Raw genomic sequence first — 18,459 nt, 5'->3', positions numbered from 1 at the left:
TCTTATTTCCTCCTGCCGTCAGGACTTCTGGAACATGGCAAGCATGCGCCGTGTCACCATGAAACCACCAAAGATATTCACCGCCGCCATCAGAAGCGCCAGCGCCGCCAGCACCGTGATCAGCCCCGAGGTTGACCCGATCTGCAACAATGCGCCCACGATGATGATGCTTGAGATTGCATTGGTCACCGCCATCAGGGGCGTGTGCAGCGAATGCGACACTTTCCAGATCACCTGGAAGCCCACGAAAACGGCCAGCACGAAGATGATGAAATTGCGCATGAACGACTCGGGCGCGACCAGCCCCACGGCCAGCACGAATGCCGCGCCGCCAGCCAGCAACGCGACCTGCGTTTTGGTCTGCGACTTGAAGGCCGCGATTTCATGCGCGCGCTTCTCCTCGGCGGTCAGTTCCTTGACCTTCTCCTTGGGCTTGGCGGCAATCGCCTTCACCTTGGGCGGTGGCGGCGGGAAGGTAATTTCGCCGTCATGCGTGACCGTTGCGCCGCGAATGACGTCATCTTCCATATTATGATTGATCACGCCATCCTTGGCCGGTGTCAGGTCATGCAGCATGTGACGGATATTCGTCGCATAAAGCGTGGATGACTGCGTGGCCATGCGCGACGGGAAATCGGTGTAGCCGATGATGATAACACCGTTTTCGGTCACAAGGCGTTCATCCGGCACGGTCAGGTCACAATTCCCGCCCTTTTCTGCCGCAAGGTCCACAATGACCGAACCGGGCTTCATCATCTGGACCATATCTTCGGTCCACAATTTCGGCGCGGGACGCCCCGGAATCAGCGCGGTGGTGATAACGATGTCCACATCGGGGGCCAGTTCGCGGAATTTTTCCAACTGCTTTTCGCGGAATTCAGGGCTGGAAGGCGCTGCATAGCCGCCGGTTTCCGCCCCGTCTGTCGTGTCCTCGAAATCAAGGAACACGAATTCCGCACCCATGGACTCGATCTGCTCGGCCACTTCGGGGCGCACATCGAACGCCATGGTGATCGCCCCAAGGCTGGTAGAAGTGCCAATCGCGGCAAGCCCCGCAACACCGGCGCCCACAATCAGCACGCGCGCGGGCGGCACCTTGCCGGCGGCTGTCACCTGACCGGTGAAGAAGCGGCCGAAATTATTGCCTGCCTCGATCACCGCGCGGTAGCCCGCGATATTGGCCATAGACGACAACGCATCCATTTTCTGCGCGCGCGAAATCCGCGGCACCATATCCATGGCAATGGTCGTTGCGCCCTGATCCCTTGCAGCGGCCAGCAACTCCTCGCTTTGGGCGGGCCAGAAGAAGGAAATCAGTGTCTGGCCTTTTTTCAGGCTCTTGACCTCGTCCAGGACGGGTTCGCGCACCTTGATGACGACATCAACAGCGTCAACCAGCGCAGCCGCGTCCTTGACGACCGTAACACCGGCCTTTTCATAGGTTTCGTCATTAAAGCCCGCAGCCACACCTGCACCGGATTGCACGAAACATTCATGCCCCAGTTTCTGAATCTGCGTTGCGCTGTCTGGTGTCAGCGCGACACGCGCCTCACCCGATTTGATTTCCTTTAAGGCACCGACTTTCACGCGTCGTCCCCCTTTCTTTCAGGTTAACCGAATTCTGCGACCGCAAAATGCGTTCTTTTTGGCATCGCGTTTGCATACCCTGCGCAAGATTGTTTCACAAGCAGGCAATAATATTTGCACGCTGCATACCAAGGCATACCGCAAAACACCGCAGCGCAACGACTTGCGCCCGCAACAATATATATACTTTTCAAACCTTTAAACAGGTTCATCCCAATACCCCGCAAGGCGCGACCAGTTGCCGCGATTGCGCCGCTGGCCCGTATCCGGCCACTGATGCAGCAGCGCGGGCACAATTCGCGCGACTGGCAGGGTGGATCATGCGGCGCAAAATGAATCGCTGGCCCGCCGTGTTCGCGGGCCTGTTTCGCGGGCCGGATGCATGACGCCGGCCCATATAGCCTTGACCTTGCTGGGCACAAGCGGCACCCATATCCGGCATACCGGAGGGACCGATGACAGATTTCACAGCAACACGCGCCATGTTCGACCTGCCCGAGGGGGTGATTTATCTGGACGGCAATTCGCTTGGCCCCCTGCCCCGCGCCGTTGCCGCGCGCGTGGCGCACACCATCACCGACGAATGGGGCCAGATGCTGATCACCGGCTGGAACCACGCGGGCTGGATGGACCTGCCTGCGCGCGTGGGGGACCGCGTGGGGCGATTGATCGGGGCGCCTGCGGGCAGTGTCATCATGGGCGACACATTGTCCATCAAGGTCTATCAGGCGCTGGCCTCGGCGCTGGACTTGCGCCCTGATCGCCGCGTTATCCTGTCCGATACCGGAAATTTCCCGTCCGATCTGTATATGGCTGACGGGCTGTGCCGCACGCTTGGCCCCGATTACAGGCTGAAAACCACGGCCCCCGAAATGGTCGAAAGCGCAATTGATGATTCAGTCGCCGTGCTGATGATCACCGAAGTGGATTACCGCACAGGGCGCAAACATGACATGTCCCGCCTGATTGCCAAGGCGCATGAACATGGCGCGCTGGTGGTCTGGGATCTGGCGCATTCGGCAGGGGCCATTCCCGTTGATGTGGCGGGCGCGGACACCGATTTTGCCGTGGGGTGCAGCTACAAATACCTGAATTCCGGCCCCGGTGGCCCCGCCTTCATCTATGTCGCGCCGCGTCTGGCGGGCAAGGTGCAGCCAGCATTGTCGGGCTGGCTGGGCCATGAAGCGCCCTTCGCCTTCGATCTGGACTATCGCCCCGGTCGCGGAATTGAACGCATGCGTGTGGGCACGCCGCCCATCTTGCAATTGGTGGCACTGGATGCGGCGCTGGATGTGTGGGAAGGGGTCGATATGAACGACCTGCGCGCGCAGTCGCTGGAATTGCAGCAGATTTTCATCGACGCTGTTGCAACCGGCGCGCCGGATCTGCGGCTTGCCTCGCCCGTCGACGGACAGGCGCGCGGCTCTCAGGTCAGTTTCCACCATCAGGACGGCTATGCCATTATTCAGGCCCTGATTGCCGAAGGTGTCATTGGCGATTTCCGCGCGCCCGATATTCTGCGCTTCGGGTTCACACCGCTGTATCTGACACCCGAAGATGTGGCCAAGGCCGCCGATACCCTGTGCGATATCGTGCAAACCCGCAGATGGGACCGCCCCGAATTCAAGACCCGATCGAAAGTGACCTAAGGCGGGCCACACGCCCGCTTTCCCCCATTTTTCTGCCGCATTCCAGCATTAGGGTGCGGCTTGCCCCACACCCGACACGCCAAACAGCCTTTTGCAGATGGACATGACCTTGCACGCGCCCCCTTCCCTGATTTCAAGGCTGATGCGCGGCGCGGTGCTGACGGGCGGCAATTTCGTGCTGTCGCAGGCCCTGCGCTTCGGGTCGAACCTGATCCTTGCGCGGTTGCTGTTCCCTGATGCGTTCGGGCTGATGGCGCTGGTCACAATGATCCTGTTCGGCCTGACAATGCTGTCGGACGCGGGCATTCAGCAATCCATCATGCAAAATGCGCGCGGCGATGACCCCGATTTCCTGAATACGGCCTTTACGCTGAATGTGCTGCGCGGGGGGCTGTTATGGCTGCTGGCCTGCGCCGTGGCATGGCCCGCTGCCCATCTGTATGATGCGCCGGAATTGCTGGCGGTGCTGCCGGTCTGCGCGGTGTCGCTGCTGCTTGCGGGTCTTGCGCCCATGCGGATTTACACATCTGAACGGCATATCCGGCTGGGCTATGTCACACTTGTGCAGCTTCTGGCGCATGTTGCGGGCATTTCGGTCATGATCGTGCTTGCCTGGGCGACCGGCAGTTACTGGGCCATGGTCTGGGGGACGGTCGCGGCGGCAGGTGTGAAACTGACACTGGAATGGGCATTCATTCCCGGCCCGTCCAGCCGCCTGCGCTGGGAAGGCGCTGCGGCGCGCGATCTGTTGCGGTTTGGCGGCTGGATCATGCTGTCATCGGGGTTCGGCTTCCTTCTGGCGCAGGGCGACCGTGCCATTCTGGGCTATTTCTTTTCGCTGGCAGACCTGGGCCTATACAATATCGCATGGTTTCTGGCCGCATTTCCGGTGCTGCTGATGCAAGCCCTGACCGAGAAAATGCTGATCCCCGCCTACCGCGAATCCCTTGCGGCCAGCGGCGGACAGAACAGCGCAAGGCTGCGTCGCCTTCGCTATCTTCTGACCGCCGCCGTCATGGCAATGCTGGCGGTCATGGCCCTGATCGGCCCCGTCCTGATCGGGTTTTTGTATGATGACCGCTACCTGATGGCGGGCCCGATGATTGTGCTGATAAGCTGTGCGCAACTGCTGCCGCTGGTCAGTGCAACCTATCCGCATGCCGCCCTTGCACGCGGCGAGTCGCGGCGCTTTTTCTGGCTGACCGCCTTTCGTGCAATCACCCAAAGCGCATTGTTTCTGGCGGGCTTCCTGCTGATGGGCCTGCCCGGTGCCATGGCGGGGCAGGCGCTGGCGGCTGTCGCCGTCTATCCTGCCGTGGTGCGACTGGCGCGCCATACCGGCGTCTGGGACAAGACCCATGACATGATCTTCTATGTGGTCGCGCTGGGAATTATTGCGCTGGCGCTTGTGGTCCATGCCGAAACGCTGGGCGCCCTGCTATAGGGCAATAGGGGCCACCTGCGCAGGCAGACCGGATTTCCGCCCTGCGCAAGACGCACCCTAGCCATTGCGGAACGTGGAGTGGCGCACAACAAGGTTGATCGGCAGGCTGATCACCGCATCCCCTTCGCCCGCTTCATCCGCAAGCCTGCGCAGCATAAGGGCCGCGGCCTCTGTGCCGATACTGGCGGCGGGAATGTCGACAGTTGTCAGCGATGGTGACAGATGTGCGGCAAAATCGACATTGTCGATCCCCGCGAATGACATGGTCTTGGGCACATCGATTCCGCGCCCCTGTGCCTCGATCATGGCGCCGATTGCCAACAGATCAGCCGTGCCGATAATTGCGGTGGGCCTTGGCACCATTTCAAGCAATGTCATGCAGCCCGACCGTCCCGCAGCAAGGGTCAGGGGCTGTTCGATGATATGCGTACGCGCCAGCGCCACCCCGCGCGCGTCCAGTTCTGCGCGAATACCGTTGACGCGGGCCTTCTGGCGGTCGTTATTTTGCAACTGGCCACAAACAACCCCGAAGCGTTCATGCCCGATATCCAGCAGATAGCGCGCCACCACCTGACCCGCCTGAAAACTGTCAACTGTCACCCTGTCCAGCCCTTCCCGCCCTTCCCACATCTGCACCAGCGGGACTCCGGACGCACTTAGCATGGCCCATGTCGATTGTGGCCGCTCTGCCCCGACAACCATCAACCCGTCAACACCATGTGAAATCAGCTGCGAAAGTGCGGCCGCTTCGTTTGCCGCGTCATATTCATGCGACGCAATCAGAAGCTGATACCCGCGCGCGGCAAAAAGGCGCTGCATTTCCTGCAATGTCGACGAGAAGACGGGCGAATTCAGCGTCGGCACCACCACCCCGATCGTGTCGGACTGGCCGGACGCCAGCGCGCGCGCCCGCCGGTTCGGAACATAGCCAAGCCGCGCCGCAACCTGCCGGATCCGTTCCAGCGTGGCAGGCTGCACCAGACCAGGCTGCGACATCGCCCGAGAGACGGTTGCAATGGAACACTGCGATTCTTTCGCGACATCCGTAAGGGTCGGCTTGCTTGCAGATGACATTTTTTCATTTCCGTTATGAAAATTTACATACATCAAATACCCTAAAAAACAGGGATAAACAATAGTTTTTAAGAAAATACTTGACAGATTGTCGCATAATATGAAAGCGTTTACATTATCTGGGAGGATAACCGTGCCACGTAGGATTTCCATAGGTTTCACAACAATCTTCGTTGTTTGCATCATCTGGTATGCCGTCACGACAGGTCTGGGCATCATTCCGGCAGGCAGGTTCCCGTCACCGGCGGAAACATGGTCTGCGCTGACCCATGTATCCGGCCGCGGGTATGGCGGTGGCGATCTGGCCATGCATGTCTACAATTCGTTGCGGCTGGTCGTCATGGGGTTCGTTTTTGCGGTTGTGACCGGCGTGCCACTTGGCCTGCTGATGGGCTGGAGTCGCAGGGCAGAAGCCTTCATCAATCCGATCTTCCTGATCATCCGCCCGATCCCGCCGCTGGCATGGATTCCGCTTGCCATCCTGTGGCTGGGGCTGGGCGATGCGGCGAAAATCATGGTGATCTGGTTTTCGGCTTTCGTGCCCTCGGTCATCAACACCTATGCAGGTGTGCGCAATATCGACCGCCCCGTTCTGGAGGCCGCCTATATGCTGGGCATGCCCAAACTGCGCTTCGTCTCGGAAGTGCTGGTGCCGGGCGCAAGTCCGATGATCTTTACCGGCTTGCGGCTGTCATTGCAGGCATCATGGACCACGCTGGTTGCCGCCGAACTTGTGGGCGCATTCTACGGGTTGGGGCGCGTGCTGAACGTGGCGCAGCAAGACCTGTATCCCGGAATGATCCTTGTGGGGATGATCGCGGTGGCCATTCTGGGCTGGGGCACAACCCGCGTGCTGGGCATGGCCGAGGCATGGGCCTTGCGGTGGAATACGGCAGCTTTGGCCGCGAAGGGGTAGTGTGATGAAAAAACAAATCTCCTTGGGACAATCCTTGACGCTGGGCCTGCTGGGACTTCTTGGTTTCATTGGACTGTGGCACGGCCTGGCAATCAGTGGCCTGATTTCGTCCGTGTTCCTGCCCTCCCCGCTGGAGGTGTATGACAGGTTCTCCACATTGACAGAACGCCGCTTTGCCGGTGCCACTTTGCCCGGCCATCTGGCCGCCAGCTTTGAACGCTTCGCATATGGCTTCATCCTTGCGGCCCTTATCGGCATTCCGTTGGGCCTGCTGATGGGCTGGTACCAGATCCTGGACGAGATCGTCTCGCCGTTGTTTGACGCGCTGCGCTTCGTCGCCCCGATCGCATGGGTTCCGTTTGCCGCGCTGTGGTTTGGCACAGGGATCGGCGGCCCGATCATGATCATTTTTGCCGGTGCATTTCCGCCCTGCGTCATCAATGCCTATCGCGGCGCGAAATTCGTGGACCCGCGCCTGATCGAGGCCGCGAATATGCTGGGCACGCCGTCCCACAGGGTGATCCGGGAAATTTTGCTGCCCTCATCCGTGCCGTCGATCATTTCGGGGCTGCGTGTGTCGGCGGGGCTGGGCTGGCAGTCACTGGTTGGCGCCGAACTGATCGTGGCCTCTGCGGGGGTTGGCTACATGATGGTTCAGGGACAAGCCAATGTCTCCACCACGACCGTGATGGCCGGAATGGTCGCAATCGGTCTGGTCGGGCTGGCACTTGATAGCGCGTTGCGGTTGGCCGAACGCATGATCCAGAACCGCCGCGGTCTGGGACACTGACAGGACAAACGGGAGTGACGCAATGGGCGTGATCGAATTCCAGAATGTAGACAAGGTTTTCGGACCTCGGGAAACGGGGTTTCGCGCCCTTCAAGACATCAATCTTGAAATCCGCGACAAGGAATTCGTGGCCATTGTCGGCCCGTCGGGATGTGGCAAAACAACCTGCCTGCGCATGGTCGCGGGGTTCGAGAATGCAACCGACGGGATCGTGTCTGTCGACGGCACCCCCATCAAGCGGCCCGGCCCCGACCGCGCGGTGGTGTTCCAGCAATTTGCCCTGTTTCCGTGGAAATCCGTCTATGACAATATCGACATGGGCCTGCGCAACCTGAATGTTGCCCGCCCCGAGCGCGAGGCCCGCATCGCCGCCATTCTGGACCTGATGAACCTGACCCAGTATGCGAAGCATTTTCCGCACCAGCTGTCAGGCGGCATGCAACAACGCGTGGCCATTGCGCGCGCCTATGTGCTGGACCCTGATGTGTTGCTGATGGACGAACCTTTCGGCGCACTGGACGCACAGACCCGCGTTGTCATGCAAGAAGAACTTGTTCGACTGGCGCGCAAGAACCCGCGCACGGTGCTGTTCATCACCCATGCCGTAGAAGAAGCCGTCTATCTGGCCGACAGGGTGGCCATCATGACCCGCGCCCCCGGTCGCATCAAGGAAGTGCTTGATGTTGCCAGCATACGCAACGCCGAGAATTGGGACAGCCAGGAAAAGATCGAGGATGTCATGGACCTGGAAAGTTTCGTTCATCTGCGCACGCATATCTGGCGCAGCCTGCGCGAGGAGAAAGCCGCCCAGCACAGCTAGGCGGAAAAAACTGCAACAGAGGAGGAACTGACCTATGAAAACGACCTTCAAGGCCGTAGCGCTTGCCACAGCGGCAAGTTTCGGCACGCTGGCACCCGCTCAGGCGCAAGACCTGACGCCGATCAACCTAAGCTATCAGCCTGCACTGTATTGGGCGCTGCCCTTTTATCTGGCCACCGAATTCGGCTGGTGGGCCGAAGTCGGGCTTGACCCCAGCTTCACGACCTTCCCCGCCGGCGCGCCCCAGATCGCGGCCGCACAGGCAAATGACTGGGACGTTGGCGGCACAGGGTCCGTGCCTGCCGTCCTTGGTGCTGCACGCTTCGGGCTGCAAACCATCGGCCTGACAAATGACGAAAGCGCAGGCAACGCGCTTATGGCCACCAATGACGCAATCGAGGGGTTCCGCGCCGATCCCGACAGCATTCGCGGCGAACGCATCTTGCTGACGACCAATTCCACGGTCGATTTTGCCACCCAGTCCTGTCTGGAACAATGGGGCCTTAGCCAGTCCGATGTCGAATATATCAACCTTGGTCAGGCGCAGGTCATAACCGGCATCATCGCAGGCGAGGCGCGGCTTGCAGGCGTCTGGGCGCCCAACACCTATACCTTGCAGGAACGCGCAGACAGCGACTACCTGTGCTCCGGTGCGGATGCGGGCGCAATCGTGCCCGGTGCGCTGGTTGTCCGCCCGGGCTTCGCCGAGGAACACCCCGACCGCGTGGCGCGTGTGCTGGCAACCTTCTTGCGCGGGGTCGTTTGGGCCAAGGAAAACCCGGAAGAAGCGCGCAGGCATCTGGTTGATTTCTACTCTGATGGCGGGGTCGAGATTTCGGACGCGGCAATCAATGCCGAATTCGACCTGCGCCCGACCTTCCCGCTGGAAGAACAGGTCGCCCTGATGGACCGCGCCTCTGGTGACAGTCAGGTTGACCAGTGGCTGACCGCAATCGGTGATTTCATGACCTCGGTCGGCACAACAGACGCCACGCCGGTGGCCGGCGATTACATCAACCCAAGCTTCATGCAGATGGTGATGGACGATCCGGACCTGCGGGCATTCGCGAATAACGAATAACACCAATCCGGCCTGCCCCCGATGCGCGGGGCAGGTCTTAACCCCAAGGATGAAGATCAAGATGGCGATCACCTATCTGAAAAAGGCCAGCAAAACCCCCGAGAGCGAGTCCCCGCAGGCGCAAAAGGTTGTCGCCGAAATGCTGGCCCGCATCGAGGCCGAAGGCGAAGATGCCGTGCGGCATTATGCACTGGCACTGGACAAATGGGACGGCCCGATCCTTGTCACCCGCGAAGACATGGATGCCCGCGCCGCCGAAGTGCCCGATCAGGTCAAGGAAGACATCGCATTTGCTGTTCAGCAGGTCCGCAGTTTTGCCCTTGCGCAACGCGATTCCGTGCAGGATTTTCAGATGACCATGCCATCGGGACTGGTCGCGGGCCAGAAATGGATGCCGTGCAATGTGGCGGGATGCTATGTGCCGACGGGGCGCTATGCGCATATTGCCTCTGCGGTGATGTCGGTCGCCACGGCCAAGGCAGCGGGCGTTGGCACGGTCATTGCCTGCTCGACCCCGTTTCGCGGCGGGACGATGCACCCCTATGTGCTGTATGCCATGCGCGAGGCGGGCGCCGATATTGTCATGACACTGGGCGGCGTGCAGGCGATTGCGACCATGGCTTACGGGTTGTTCACTGGCAAACCCGCCGATGTGATTGTCGGTCCCGGCAACAAATTCGTGGCCGAGGCCAAACGCACGCTGTTTGGCAAGGTCGGCATTGACGTCTTTGCAGGCCCGTCCGAGATTGGCATTCTGGCCGACAAGACGGCGGACCCCGAAATTGTTGCGATTGATCTGGTCGGACAGGCCGAACACGGTCATGAATCGCCTGCATGGCTGTTCACCGATGACCGCGCGCTGGCCGAAAAGGTCATGGACCGCGTGCCCGAACTGATCGCAACCCTGCCCGAACCCGCCCGCGAAGCCGCCGACGCCGCGTGGCGCGATTACGGCGAAGTCATTCTGTGCGACACCCGCGCCGAACTGGTCAAAGTGTCGGATGACTATGCGTCCGAGCATCTGGAAATCCATTGCACCGATCTGGCATGGTGGCACGAGAACCTGACCAATTACGGCAGCCTGTTCGTGGGCGAGGAAACGACCGTCGCCTATGGCGACAAATGCGCAGGCCCCAACCATATCCTGCCCACGAAATACGCCGCGCGCTATTCGGCCGGACTGTCCGTGCATAAATTCCTGAAACCCCTGACATGGCAGCAGGCCACCCCCGAGGCCAGCAAGGAACTGGCCATCCGCACGGCGCGCATTTCGCGACTGGAAGGCATGGAAGCACATGCCAGAACCGCCGATGCGCGCATGGACAAATACTATCCCGGCCACAACTTCGATCTGGGCACACCCGTCGGGTCTGTGTAAGCTGATGCAAACGCTACCCGATCTGGGCCGCCCCCCCGATATCCCGCCCGCGGCAACCGCGGCGGCCATGGCCCTGCTGGCGACAGGCCGCCTTCACCGCTATGCCGAGGCGGCGGGCAACAGCGACAGCGGCGCGGGCGGGGTGGTGGCGGAACTGGAACGCAGCTTTGCGCGCCTGACGGGACGGCGCTACGCGGTTGCGGTCAATTCCTGCGGCGCGGCGCTGTATCTTGCGCTGAAGGCTGCGGGGGTGGCGGCGGGCGATCCGGTGCTGATGAACGCCTTCACGCTTGGCCCTGTTCCGGGCGCAGTGCAACACGCGGGCGCGCAGCCTGTTTTGGTGGAAATCACCGAAGATCTGGTTATCGACATGGATGATCTGCGCCGCAAGGCACAGGCCAGCGGGGCGCGGGTTCTGATGCTGTCGCATATGCGCGGGCATCTGTGCGATCTGGCCGAACTACAGGCCCTGTGCGAACGCCTTGGCCTGACGCTGATCGAGGATTGCGCACACACGCTGGGGGCCAGTTGGAACGACAAACCGTCAGGCAGTTTCGGGCAGACAGGGTGCTTCAGCTTCCAGTCGGGCAAACATGTGAATACCGGCGAAGGTGGCATCCTTGTCACCGATGATGATGATGTCGCCGCGCAGACCATCCTGCATTCGGGCAGCTATATGCTGTATGCGCAGAACGGCACAGTGCCCCCGCCGGACGTTATGGCGCGGTGGCAGGGGCATTGCGGCAATTATTCGATGCGCATGTCCACACTGGCCGCCGCGCTGGCCTTGCCGCAGCTGGACCTTCTGGACGCCCGCGTGGCCGACTGGAATGCCAGCCATGACCGGATCGCACAACGATTGATGCAGGCGGACGGGTTCGTATTGCCCAACCGCCCGCCAGCGGAAACCTATGCCCAAAGTTCCTTGCAGTTTCGTCTGCCCGCGCTGTCACATGCAAGGATGCAGACCTATGTCACGACTGCGCGCGCCGCCGGTGTCTGGGTCAAATGGTTCGGCATCCGGACACCGGAAGGGTACAATTCCAACCCCGCCCACTGGTCCGCCACCGCCACCACCGAAGTGCCGCGCGCCTGCGCGATACAAGCCACCTTATGCGATATCCGCCTGCCTTTGGGCCTGACAGATGACGATTGCTGCGCCATAGCGGAAACACTGATATACGCGGCCAATCATGCAAGGGGGGCAGACCATGCCACGACTTGACGGTTTGTTCGACCTTTCGGGGCGCAGTGCATTGGTCACGGGCGGGAATTCCGGCATCGGGCTGGCCATGGCGCGCGCGCTGGGGCTGCAAGGGGCACAGGTCCATCTGGCGGCACGCGACCCCGACAGGCTGAACGCCGCATGCACCGAACTGGCGCAGGACGGGATCAGCGCGCAGGCACATCCCGCAGACCTGACCGACGCCAGCGGCCTGCAAGCGCTGGCGCAGGCGACACAGGACGTCGATATCGTCATCAACGCCGCCGGTGTGAACCTGCGCCAGCCCTACGGGCAGGTCACGCCGGAAGCGTTTGATCTGCATATGGCGCTGCATCTGCGCGCGCCGTTTTTTCTGGTGCAGCATCTGGCACCGCGCATGGCCGCGCGCGGCTGGGGCCGGATTGTGAACCTTGCCTCGTTGCAATCACAACGCGCTTTTGCCAATTCCGCGCCCTATGGCGCGGGCAAGGGGGGCATTGTGCAACTGACCCGCGCCATGGCGCAGGAATTTTCACCCCATGGGGTGACATGCAATGCCATCGCCCCCGGTTTCTTCCCGACCCCCCTGACCGCGCCGGTATTCGCCGACCCCGATCTGGCCGCCGCCAATGCCGCGCGCACCGCCATCGGGCGCAATGGCCGGCTGGAGGATCTGTTCGGCGCAACCGTGTTTCTGTGCTCGGACGCGTCAGGCTATATCACTGGCCAGACCTTGTATGTTGATGGGGGTTTTACCGCGAAATGACGGATTTCATGCAGGCGCTGGTCTATACCGGCCCGAACCGGATGCAGCTTGACATGCAGCCCGTCCCCAGCCCGCAGGCGGGCGAAGTTCTGGTCCGCGTCCATGCCGTGGGGATTTGCGGGTCGGACATGCACGCCTATCACGGCCATGACGACCGCCGCCCCCCGCCTTTGGTGCTGGGACATGAGGCGGCGGGGCGTATCGCCTTTGGCCCGCGCGCCGGTACGCGCGTGGCGATCAACCCGCTGGTGGTGGACCCTGACTGCCCTGTCGCGCGCGCTGGCCGCCCGCATCTGTCACCCGGCCGCGCCATCATTTCCATGCCCCCGCGTCCGGGCGCGTTCGCGGAATATGTCACCATTCCCGAACGCAACCTGCTGGCTGTGCCTGACGGGCTGCCGCTGCATATTGCGGCCCTGTCGGAACCTGTGGCAGTGTCATGGCACGCGGTCCGCCTTGGGCTGGCGCGACTGGATCAGGCGCAACCGCGCGTGCTGGTGCAGGGCGGTGGCGCGATTGGCATGGGGGCGGCACTGGTCATGCGCCATATGGGCGCGGCCTGCATTGATGTGGCCGAACCACATGCGGGACGCCGCCACCTGTTCGCCCGTGAAACCGGCATTACCGCGTTCGACCCGCGCGCCCATACCCCCGCGCACGACAGCTATGACCTGATCATTGACGCTGTGGGCGCCGTCGCCACACGGCAGGCCGCATCGCAACTGGTGCGCCCCGGCGGTGTCATCGTGCATGTGGGGCTTTTGCCCGGCACCGAAGGGTATGACATCCGCCGCGTGACCTTGCAGGAAATCACCATCACCGGCAGCTACTGCTACACCCCCGAGGATTTCGCCGCCGCACTTCATGCACTGGCGCAGGGCGCGTTAGGGTCACTTGACTGGGTCGAGGTCCGCCCTTTTGGCCACGCGGTGGCCGCCTTTGACGATCTGGATGCGGGCCGCGTCGATGCCGCAAAGATCGTGCTGGAACTGGATCACACGACCGCTTCGTAATGAACGCTGCTGGTGTTGACCCATGACAGGCGCAATTCGATCGGTGCGCCGCCATAATCCAGCGCCACACGGCTGATACGCAAAACCGGCGTGCCATCGGCAAGGCCCAGTTCACGCGCGCATTCCCCGGTTGCGCCGACCGCAATCAGGGCCTCTCGGGCGCGGTGGACTGTTGCGCCATACTCCATCTGATACAGCTGATAAAGGGTGTTCGGCAGAACATCAGGCTGCGTTTCCAGCGCACCGAAGCGCGCGGCATCAAGCACGATAAATTCATACAGGACTGGCGCACCGCCCACGTCACGCACACGCGCAATGCGGATCACATCCTCGCCTGTGGTCAGGCCCAACGCGGCCGCATCCTCGCGGTCCGCCTGCATGCGCTGGCGCGACAGGACGCGGCTTTCGGGACGCAACATGCCCCCGTCCGCGCTGCGCAGGTTGAAGAAGCGAAACAGCACAGCGTCACTGTCATGGGTGGCAACGACTGTGCCCTTGCCCTGCCTGCGCTGGACCACCCCCTCGGCGGCCAGATCCAGAAGCGCCTTGCGCAAGGTGCCGACAGCAACCCCGTAATCATCCGCCAGCCGCGTTTCGGGCGGCAAATAGGTGCCGGGGGACCATTCGCCCGCATTGATGCGCGCAATCATCAGATCACGCAACTGGCGGTGCAAGGGTTGGGAAACGGGGCGTGCGGTCATGGTGGCCTATGATTACTATAAGTCATGGGCAGGGCGCAATCCTGCTTGACCTAACCATAATATATAAACTATATAGTTTTCAACAATTCGGGAGTGAACGTACCGATGACACTTGTTCCCATCACACCCAAAGCGGCGCGGGCGCTTGTTGTGCAGGCTTTTCGCGCGGCCGGCATGCCGGACCAGATGGCGCGCCCCGCCGCATATGCACTGGTCCTCGCCGAGATGGAGGGGCTGCCCTCGCACGGGCTGGCGCGTGTGCCCTTCTATGCAGCCCAAATGCGCGCAGGCAAGGTCAGGGCCAGCGCCGTGCCACAGGTCACGCGCGATGGGGCCGCGATCCGCGTTGATGCAGGGCACGGGCTGGCATTTGCCGCCATCGATGCTGGCGCGCAGGCCGCGCAGGATGTGGCGCGCGATCTGGGCGTGGCTGTGGTCAGCGTGACGCATTCCCATCATTTCGGCGTCGCCGGTCAGGCGGTCGAACCCTTTGCCCGCAAGGGGCTGATCGCCCTTGCCATGGCCAATGCCCCCGCCGCAATGGCCCCGTGGGGCGGCAATCAGCCGCTCTATGGCACCAACCCCATCGCCTTTGCCTGCCCGCGTGCGCAGGGTGACCCGCTGGTGATCGACCTGTCGCTTAGCCATGTGGCGCGCGGCAAGGTGATGCTGGCGCAAAAGGCGGGCCAGCCCATTCCCGAAGGCTGGGCCATAGATGCCGACGGCAACCCCACCACCGACGCGGATGCCGCCATGGCGGGCACAATGGTGCCTTCGGGCGGGGCCAAGGGCGCGGCGTTGGCGCTGATGGTCGAATTGCTGACCGCCGGTCTTGCGGGGGCAAATTTTGCCTATCAGGCCAGTTCCCTGTTCGATGACAAGGGGCCGCCCCCCGATCTGGCGCATTTCATCCTTGTGCTGGACCCCGCCCGTTTTGCCCCCGGCTTTGCCGACCGCGCCGAGGCGATGTTCACCGCAATCGAGGCGCAGGACGGCGCACGCCTGCCGGGCGCACGCCGCCAGTCCGAACGCGCGGCCCGCACCGACAGCATAGCGATTTCGCAACAGCTTCACGACACGCTGACGGGACTGGCCCGAAGCTGACTGACACCCCAAAACGGAAGGGAGAGAGACGAATGACTGCAAACACCCACCCCCAGCTGCTTGTACATGACAAGGCCGACAATGTCGGTGTTGTCGTGGTCGAGGGCCTTAGCGCAGGCACGGACATGCTGTGCGTGTGCACCGAAGACAACAGCGATTTCCGCCTGACCGCAAAGGCCGACATTCCCATCGGCCACAAGGTCGCGCTGGCCGGACTGAAGGCAGGCGATACCGTCATAAAATATGGCGAGGATATCGGCAAAATGGTGGGCGACGCCGAAATCGGCGGCCATGTCCACACCCACAATATGAAAACCAAGCGCTGGTAAGGGGAACGATCATGGCATTCGATTTTTCACAAGACACGGTCAAGGCATGGCGGCGCGAAAACGGGCGCGTGGGCGTGCGCAACCATGTGCTGATCCTGCCGGTGGATGATATTTCCAACGCGGCCTGCGAAGCAGTGGCCAATAACGTCAAGGGCACCATGGCCATTCCTCATGCCTATGGCCGCCTGCAATTCGGCGAGGATCTGGACCTGCATTTCCGCACCATCATCGGCACCGGCGCAAACCCGAATGTGGCCGCAGTGGTCGTCATCGGGATTGAACCGGAATGGACCAAGATCATCGTTGACGGCATCGCCAAGACCGGCAAACCCGTCGAGGGGTTCTGGATTGAACAGAACGGCGATTTTGAAACCATCCGCCGCGCCAGCTGGAAGGCCAAGGAATATGTGCAATGGGCGTCCGAATTGCAAAAGGAAGATTGCCCGCTGACCGATCTTTGGGTCTCCACCAAATGCGGAGAGAGTGACACAACCACCGGCCTGTCTTCCTGCCCGACAGTCGGCAACATGTATGATAAACTGCTGCCACATGGCCTGTATGGCGTCTTCGGCGAAACATCCGAGATTACGGGCGCGGAACATATCTGCGAAAAGCGCGCCGCCACGCCGGACGCAGCGGCCAAGTTCATGAAAACATGGCAGGCCTATCAGGATGATGTGATCGAGCAGTTCAAGACATCGGACCTGTCGGACAGCCAGCCCACCAAGGGCAATATTCTGGGCGGCCTGTCCACGATCGAGGAAAAGGCCCTTGGCAATCTGGAAAAGATCGGGCGCACCAGCAGCTATATCGACGTTCTGGAACCGGCCGAGGCCCCCGCGAAAGGGCCGGGCCTGTATTTCATGGACAGCTCGTCCGCGGCGGCAGAATGCGTGACGCTGATGGCCGCGGGCGGCTATGTCATCCACACCTTCCCCACCGGTCAGGGCAATGTGGTGGGCAACCCGATTGTGCCGGTCATCAAGATTTCCGGCAACCCGCGCACGCTGCGCACCATGTCCGAACATATCGACGTTGATGTGACGGGCGTTTTGCGCCGCGATATGACCATTGATCAGGCGGGCGATTCACTGATCGAAATGATAAAACGCACCGCCAATGGCCGCCTGACCGCAGCCGAGGCCCTGGGCCATCGGGAATTCTCGATGACGAAGCTCTATCGCTCGGCCTGACAGGCGGCTACAGTCATGGCACGAAGGCGGGCTGCAAGGCCCGCCATATTTCTGGCCGCAGGACATTCATGACCCGATTGCAAGACCGTATCGCCCCCCTCGCGCCTGGCCTGATGCTGGCCGCCACAATCGCTGCGGCGGCGGCATTCCTTGGCGCGCATTACGGCGCGCCTGTCATGTTGTTCGCGCTGCTTCTGGGCATGGCATTCAACTTCCTGCATGACGATGGCCCGTGCCGCGCGGGAATCGATTTCGCGTCAAAATTCGTCCTGCGGCTTGGCGTGGGGCTGTTGGGGGCGCGGATCGCATTGGAAGATCTGGCCATGATCGGGCTGTCGGGGGCCGGCGTTCTGATGGGGCTGATCGGGGTGACAATTGCCAGCGGGTTCGCGATTGCGCCGCTGTTCCGCCGCCAGTGGCGCTTTGCGCTGCTGACGGGGGGCGCGGTCGCGATATGCGGGGCGTCTGCCGCACTCGCGATTGCCGCCGTGATCCCGCATAACGACAAGACCGAACGCAACACATTATTCACGGTCATGGCCGTCACCGCGCTTTCGACCCTTGCCATGGTGGGCTATCCGCTGCTGTTCCAGACATTGGGCTTTAGCGAATTGCAGCAGGGCTTTCTGATCGGTGCGACCATTCATGATGTGGCGCAGGTGGTTGGTGCGGGCTTCTCGGTCTCGGATCCCGCAGGCGAGATGGCGACCATCACAAAACTTTTCCGCGTGGCCATGCTGCCCGTGGTTCTGGTCGCCATCGTGCTGGTGCTGCGCATGACCGGAACCGCCGCCAGCGCCGGAAAAATCCCGCTGCTGCCGTGGTTCATGGTCTTGTTTCTGGCGCTGGTCATTCTGGCCAGCATGGTCACCCTGCCGCAAGGGCTGGTTGCCCAAATCGACACTGTGTCGCGCGCCTGCCTGATAACCGCGATTGCCGCATTGGGGGTCAAGACATCGCTGAAGGCCCTGACCGCCGTGGGCGGGGGGCATCTTGCGATTGTTGTCATCGAAACGCTGGTCCTGCTGGGCGTTGCAATGACGGCTATTGTCTGGCTGGACTTGCTGTAACACAGCACGCGCCCGCAAACGCAGCCGCGCATATGCGGTTCTCATGATGGCAATAGCGGCTGTCACGATGGCTCCAGTTTCAGCACTGACCCTGCGGATACCCGTGATTTTGTGCATCAGTTTGCGCTTAATCTATACCCGATTGCCGCACGGGAATTTGGCATACGCCTGCCGCCAAGCCCGATGCATCAACGCCTGTCACGACTGGAGCGATATTCCACAATATCCGGCTTGTCCGCGCGCTGCTACTACAGCAGCCGCTAGGGCATGTTGCTCAAAAGTGGGAACCGGTTTTGAGCTTCTCGAACATGCGAAACCAATAAGCTAGAGCATGTCGCGT

17 protein-coding genes are annotated in these 18,459 nt (G+C 61.6%); 14 read left to right on the top strand and 3 right to left on the bottom strand.

The features are described 5' to 3' along the window. Positions 1-18 precede the first annotated feature (18 nt). Positions 19-1,587, bottom strand: a complete 1,569-nt coding sequence (locus tag ACTIE1_RS15655) for a Re/Si-specific NAD(P)(+) transhydrogenase subunit alpha (RefSeq protein WP_439560468.1) — start codon at positions 1,585-1,587, stop codon at positions 19-21. 455 nt (positions 1,588-2,042) lie between these two features. Between ACTIE1_RS15655 and kynU the strand changes: the two genes are divergently transcribed. Beyond that, positions 2,043-3,236, top strand: a complete 1,194-nt coding sequence (gene kynU, locus ACTIE1_RS15650) for a kynureninase (RefSeq protein ID WP_439560469.1) — start codon at positions 2,043-2,045, stop codon at positions 3,234-3,236. Between the two features lie 97 nt (positions 3,237-3,333). Then, complete coding sequence (locus ACTIE1_RS15645; protein WP_439560470.1) at positions 3,334-4,680, top strand: oligosaccharide flippase family protein; 1,347 nt, start codon at positions 3,334-3,336, stop codon at positions 4,678-4,680. Between the two features lie 57 nt (positions 4,681-4,737). Here the strand turns inward: ACTIE1_RS15645 and ACTIE1_RS15640 are convergent, their stop codons facing one another. Beyond that, positions 4,738-5,754: a LacI family DNA-binding transcriptional regulator gene (locus ACTIE1_RS15640; protein WP_439560471.1), complete on the bottom strand. Its 1,017-nt coding sequence runs from the start codon at positions 5,752-5,754 to the stop codon at positions 4,738-4,740. 133 nt (positions 5,755-5,887) lie between these two features. Between ACTIE1_RS15640 and ACTIE1_RS15635 the strand changes: the two genes are divergently transcribed. The 8 genes from ACTIE1_RS15635 (at position 5,888) to ACTIE1_RS15600 (ending at position 13,722) form a co-directional block, all read left to right on the top strand. After that, positions 5,888-6,670: an ABC transporter permease gene (locus ACTIE1_RS15635; RefSeq protein ID WP_439560472.1), complete on the top strand. Its 783-nt coding sequence runs from the start codon at positions 5,888-5,890 to the stop codon at positions 6,668-6,670. Between the two features lie 4 nt (positions 6,671-6,674). Beyond that, positions 6,675-7,460, top strand: a complete 786-nt coding sequence (locus tag ACTIE1_RS15630) for an ABC transporter permease (RefSeq protein WP_439560473.1) — start codon at positions 6,675-6,677, stop codon at positions 7,458-7,460. Between the two features lie 22 nt (positions 7,461-7,482). Next, the gene (locus tag ACTIE1_RS15625; RefSeq protein ID WP_439560474.1) at positions 7,483-8,280 is read left to right on the top strand and encodes an ABC transporter ATP-binding protein; all 798 of its coding nucleotides are present in this window, start codon (positions 7,483-7,485) and stop codon (positions 8,278-8,280) included. A gap of 34 nt (positions 8,281-8,314) precedes the next feature. Further along, entirely contained in the window at positions 8,315-9,361 is a 1,047-nt protein-coding gene (locus ACTIE1_RS15620) for an ABC transporter substrate-binding protein (RefSeq protein ID WP_439560475.1), read from the top strand. Between the two features lie 61 nt (positions 9,362-9,422). Continuing rightward, positions 9,423-10,739 (top strand): histidinol dehydrogenase, encoded by a 1,317-nt coding sequence (hisD, locus tag ACTIE1_RS15615; protein WP_439560476.1) that lies wholly within the window; start codon positions 9,423-9,425, stop codon positions 10,737-10,739. Positions 10,740-10,743: 4 nt separating this feature from the next. Then, positions 10,744-11,964 (top strand): DegT/DnrJ/EryC1/StrS family aminotransferase, encoded by a 1,221-nt coding sequence (locus tag ACTIE1_RS15610; RefSeq protein ID WP_439560477.1) that lies wholly within the window; start codon positions 10,744-10,746, stop codon positions 11,962-11,964. Then, positions 11,951-12,709 (top strand): SDR family NAD(P)-dependent oxidoreductase, encoded by a 759-nt coding sequence (locus ACTIE1_RS15605; protein WP_439560478.1) that lies wholly within the window; start codon positions 11,951-11,953, stop codon positions 12,707-12,709. Before ACTIE1_RS15610 ends, ACTIE1_RS15605 begins: the two co-directional genes overlap by 14 nt. Then, complete coding sequence (locus ACTIE1_RS15600; RefSeq protein ID WP_439560479.1) at positions 12,706-13,722, top strand: zinc-dependent alcohol dehydrogenase; 1,017 nt, start codon at positions 12,706-12,708, stop codon at positions 13,720-13,722. The genes ACTIE1_RS15605 and ACTIE1_RS15600 overlap by 4 nt, the downstream gene beginning before the upstream one ends. Here ACTIE1_RS15600 and ACTIE1_RS15595 read toward each other — a convergent pair. Continuing rightward, positions 13,704-14,423 (bottom strand): GntR family transcriptional regulator, encoded by a 720-nt coding sequence (locus ACTIE1_RS15595; protein WP_439560480.1) that lies wholly within the window; start codon positions 14,421-14,423, stop codon positions 13,704-13,706. The two genes, ACTIE1_RS15600 and ACTIE1_RS15595, sit on opposite strands and share 19 nt — an antisense overlap. A gap of 105 nt (positions 14,424-14,528) precedes the next feature. Between ACTIE1_RS15595 and ACTIE1_RS15590 the strand changes: the two genes are divergently transcribed. The 4 genes from ACTIE1_RS15590 to ACTIE1_RS15575 all read left to right on the top strand — a co-directional run bounded on the left by ACTIE1_RS15590 (position 14,529) and on the right by ACTIE1_RS15575 (position 18,119). Beyond that, positions 14,529-15,527, top strand: coding sequence for an Ldh family oxidoreductase (locus ACTIE1_RS15590; RefSeq protein WP_439560481.1), 999 nt, complete (start codon positions 14,529-14,531; stop codon positions 15,525-15,527). A gap of 32 nt (positions 15,528-15,559) precedes the next feature. Then, on the top strand, positions 15,560-15,856 hold the full coding sequence (locus tag ACTIE1_RS15585; protein WP_439560482.1) for a UxaA family hydrolase: 297 nt from the start codon (positions 15,560-15,562) through the stop codon (positions 15,854-15,856). 11 nt (positions 15,857-15,867) lie between these two features. Beyond that, positions 15,868-17,049 carry a UxaA family hydrolase gene (locus ACTIE1_RS15580; RefSeq protein ID WP_439560483.1) on the top strand — a complete coding sequence of 394 codons (1,182 nt, stop codon included), beginning with the start codon at positions 15,868-15,870 and terminating at the stop codon, positions 17,047-17,049. Between the two features lie 68 nt (positions 17,050-17,117). Further along, positions 17,118-18,119: a YeiH family protein gene (locus ACTIE1_RS15575; protein ID WP_439560484.1), complete on the top strand. Its 1,002-nt coding sequence runs from the start codon at positions 17,118-17,120 to the stop codon at positions 18,117-18,119. Positions 18,120-18,459: the final 340 nt, after the last annotated feature.

The sequence above is a fragment of the Roseinatronobacter sp. genome, from assembly GCF_051859525.1.
In the GTDB taxonomy this organism is placed as follows: Bacteria; Pseudomonadota; Alphaproteobacteria; order Rhodobacterales; family Rhodobacteraceae; genus Roseinatronobacter.
Note: the sequence above shows the minus strand (reverse complement) of the source record. Positions and strands in the feature narration are given on the sequence as shown.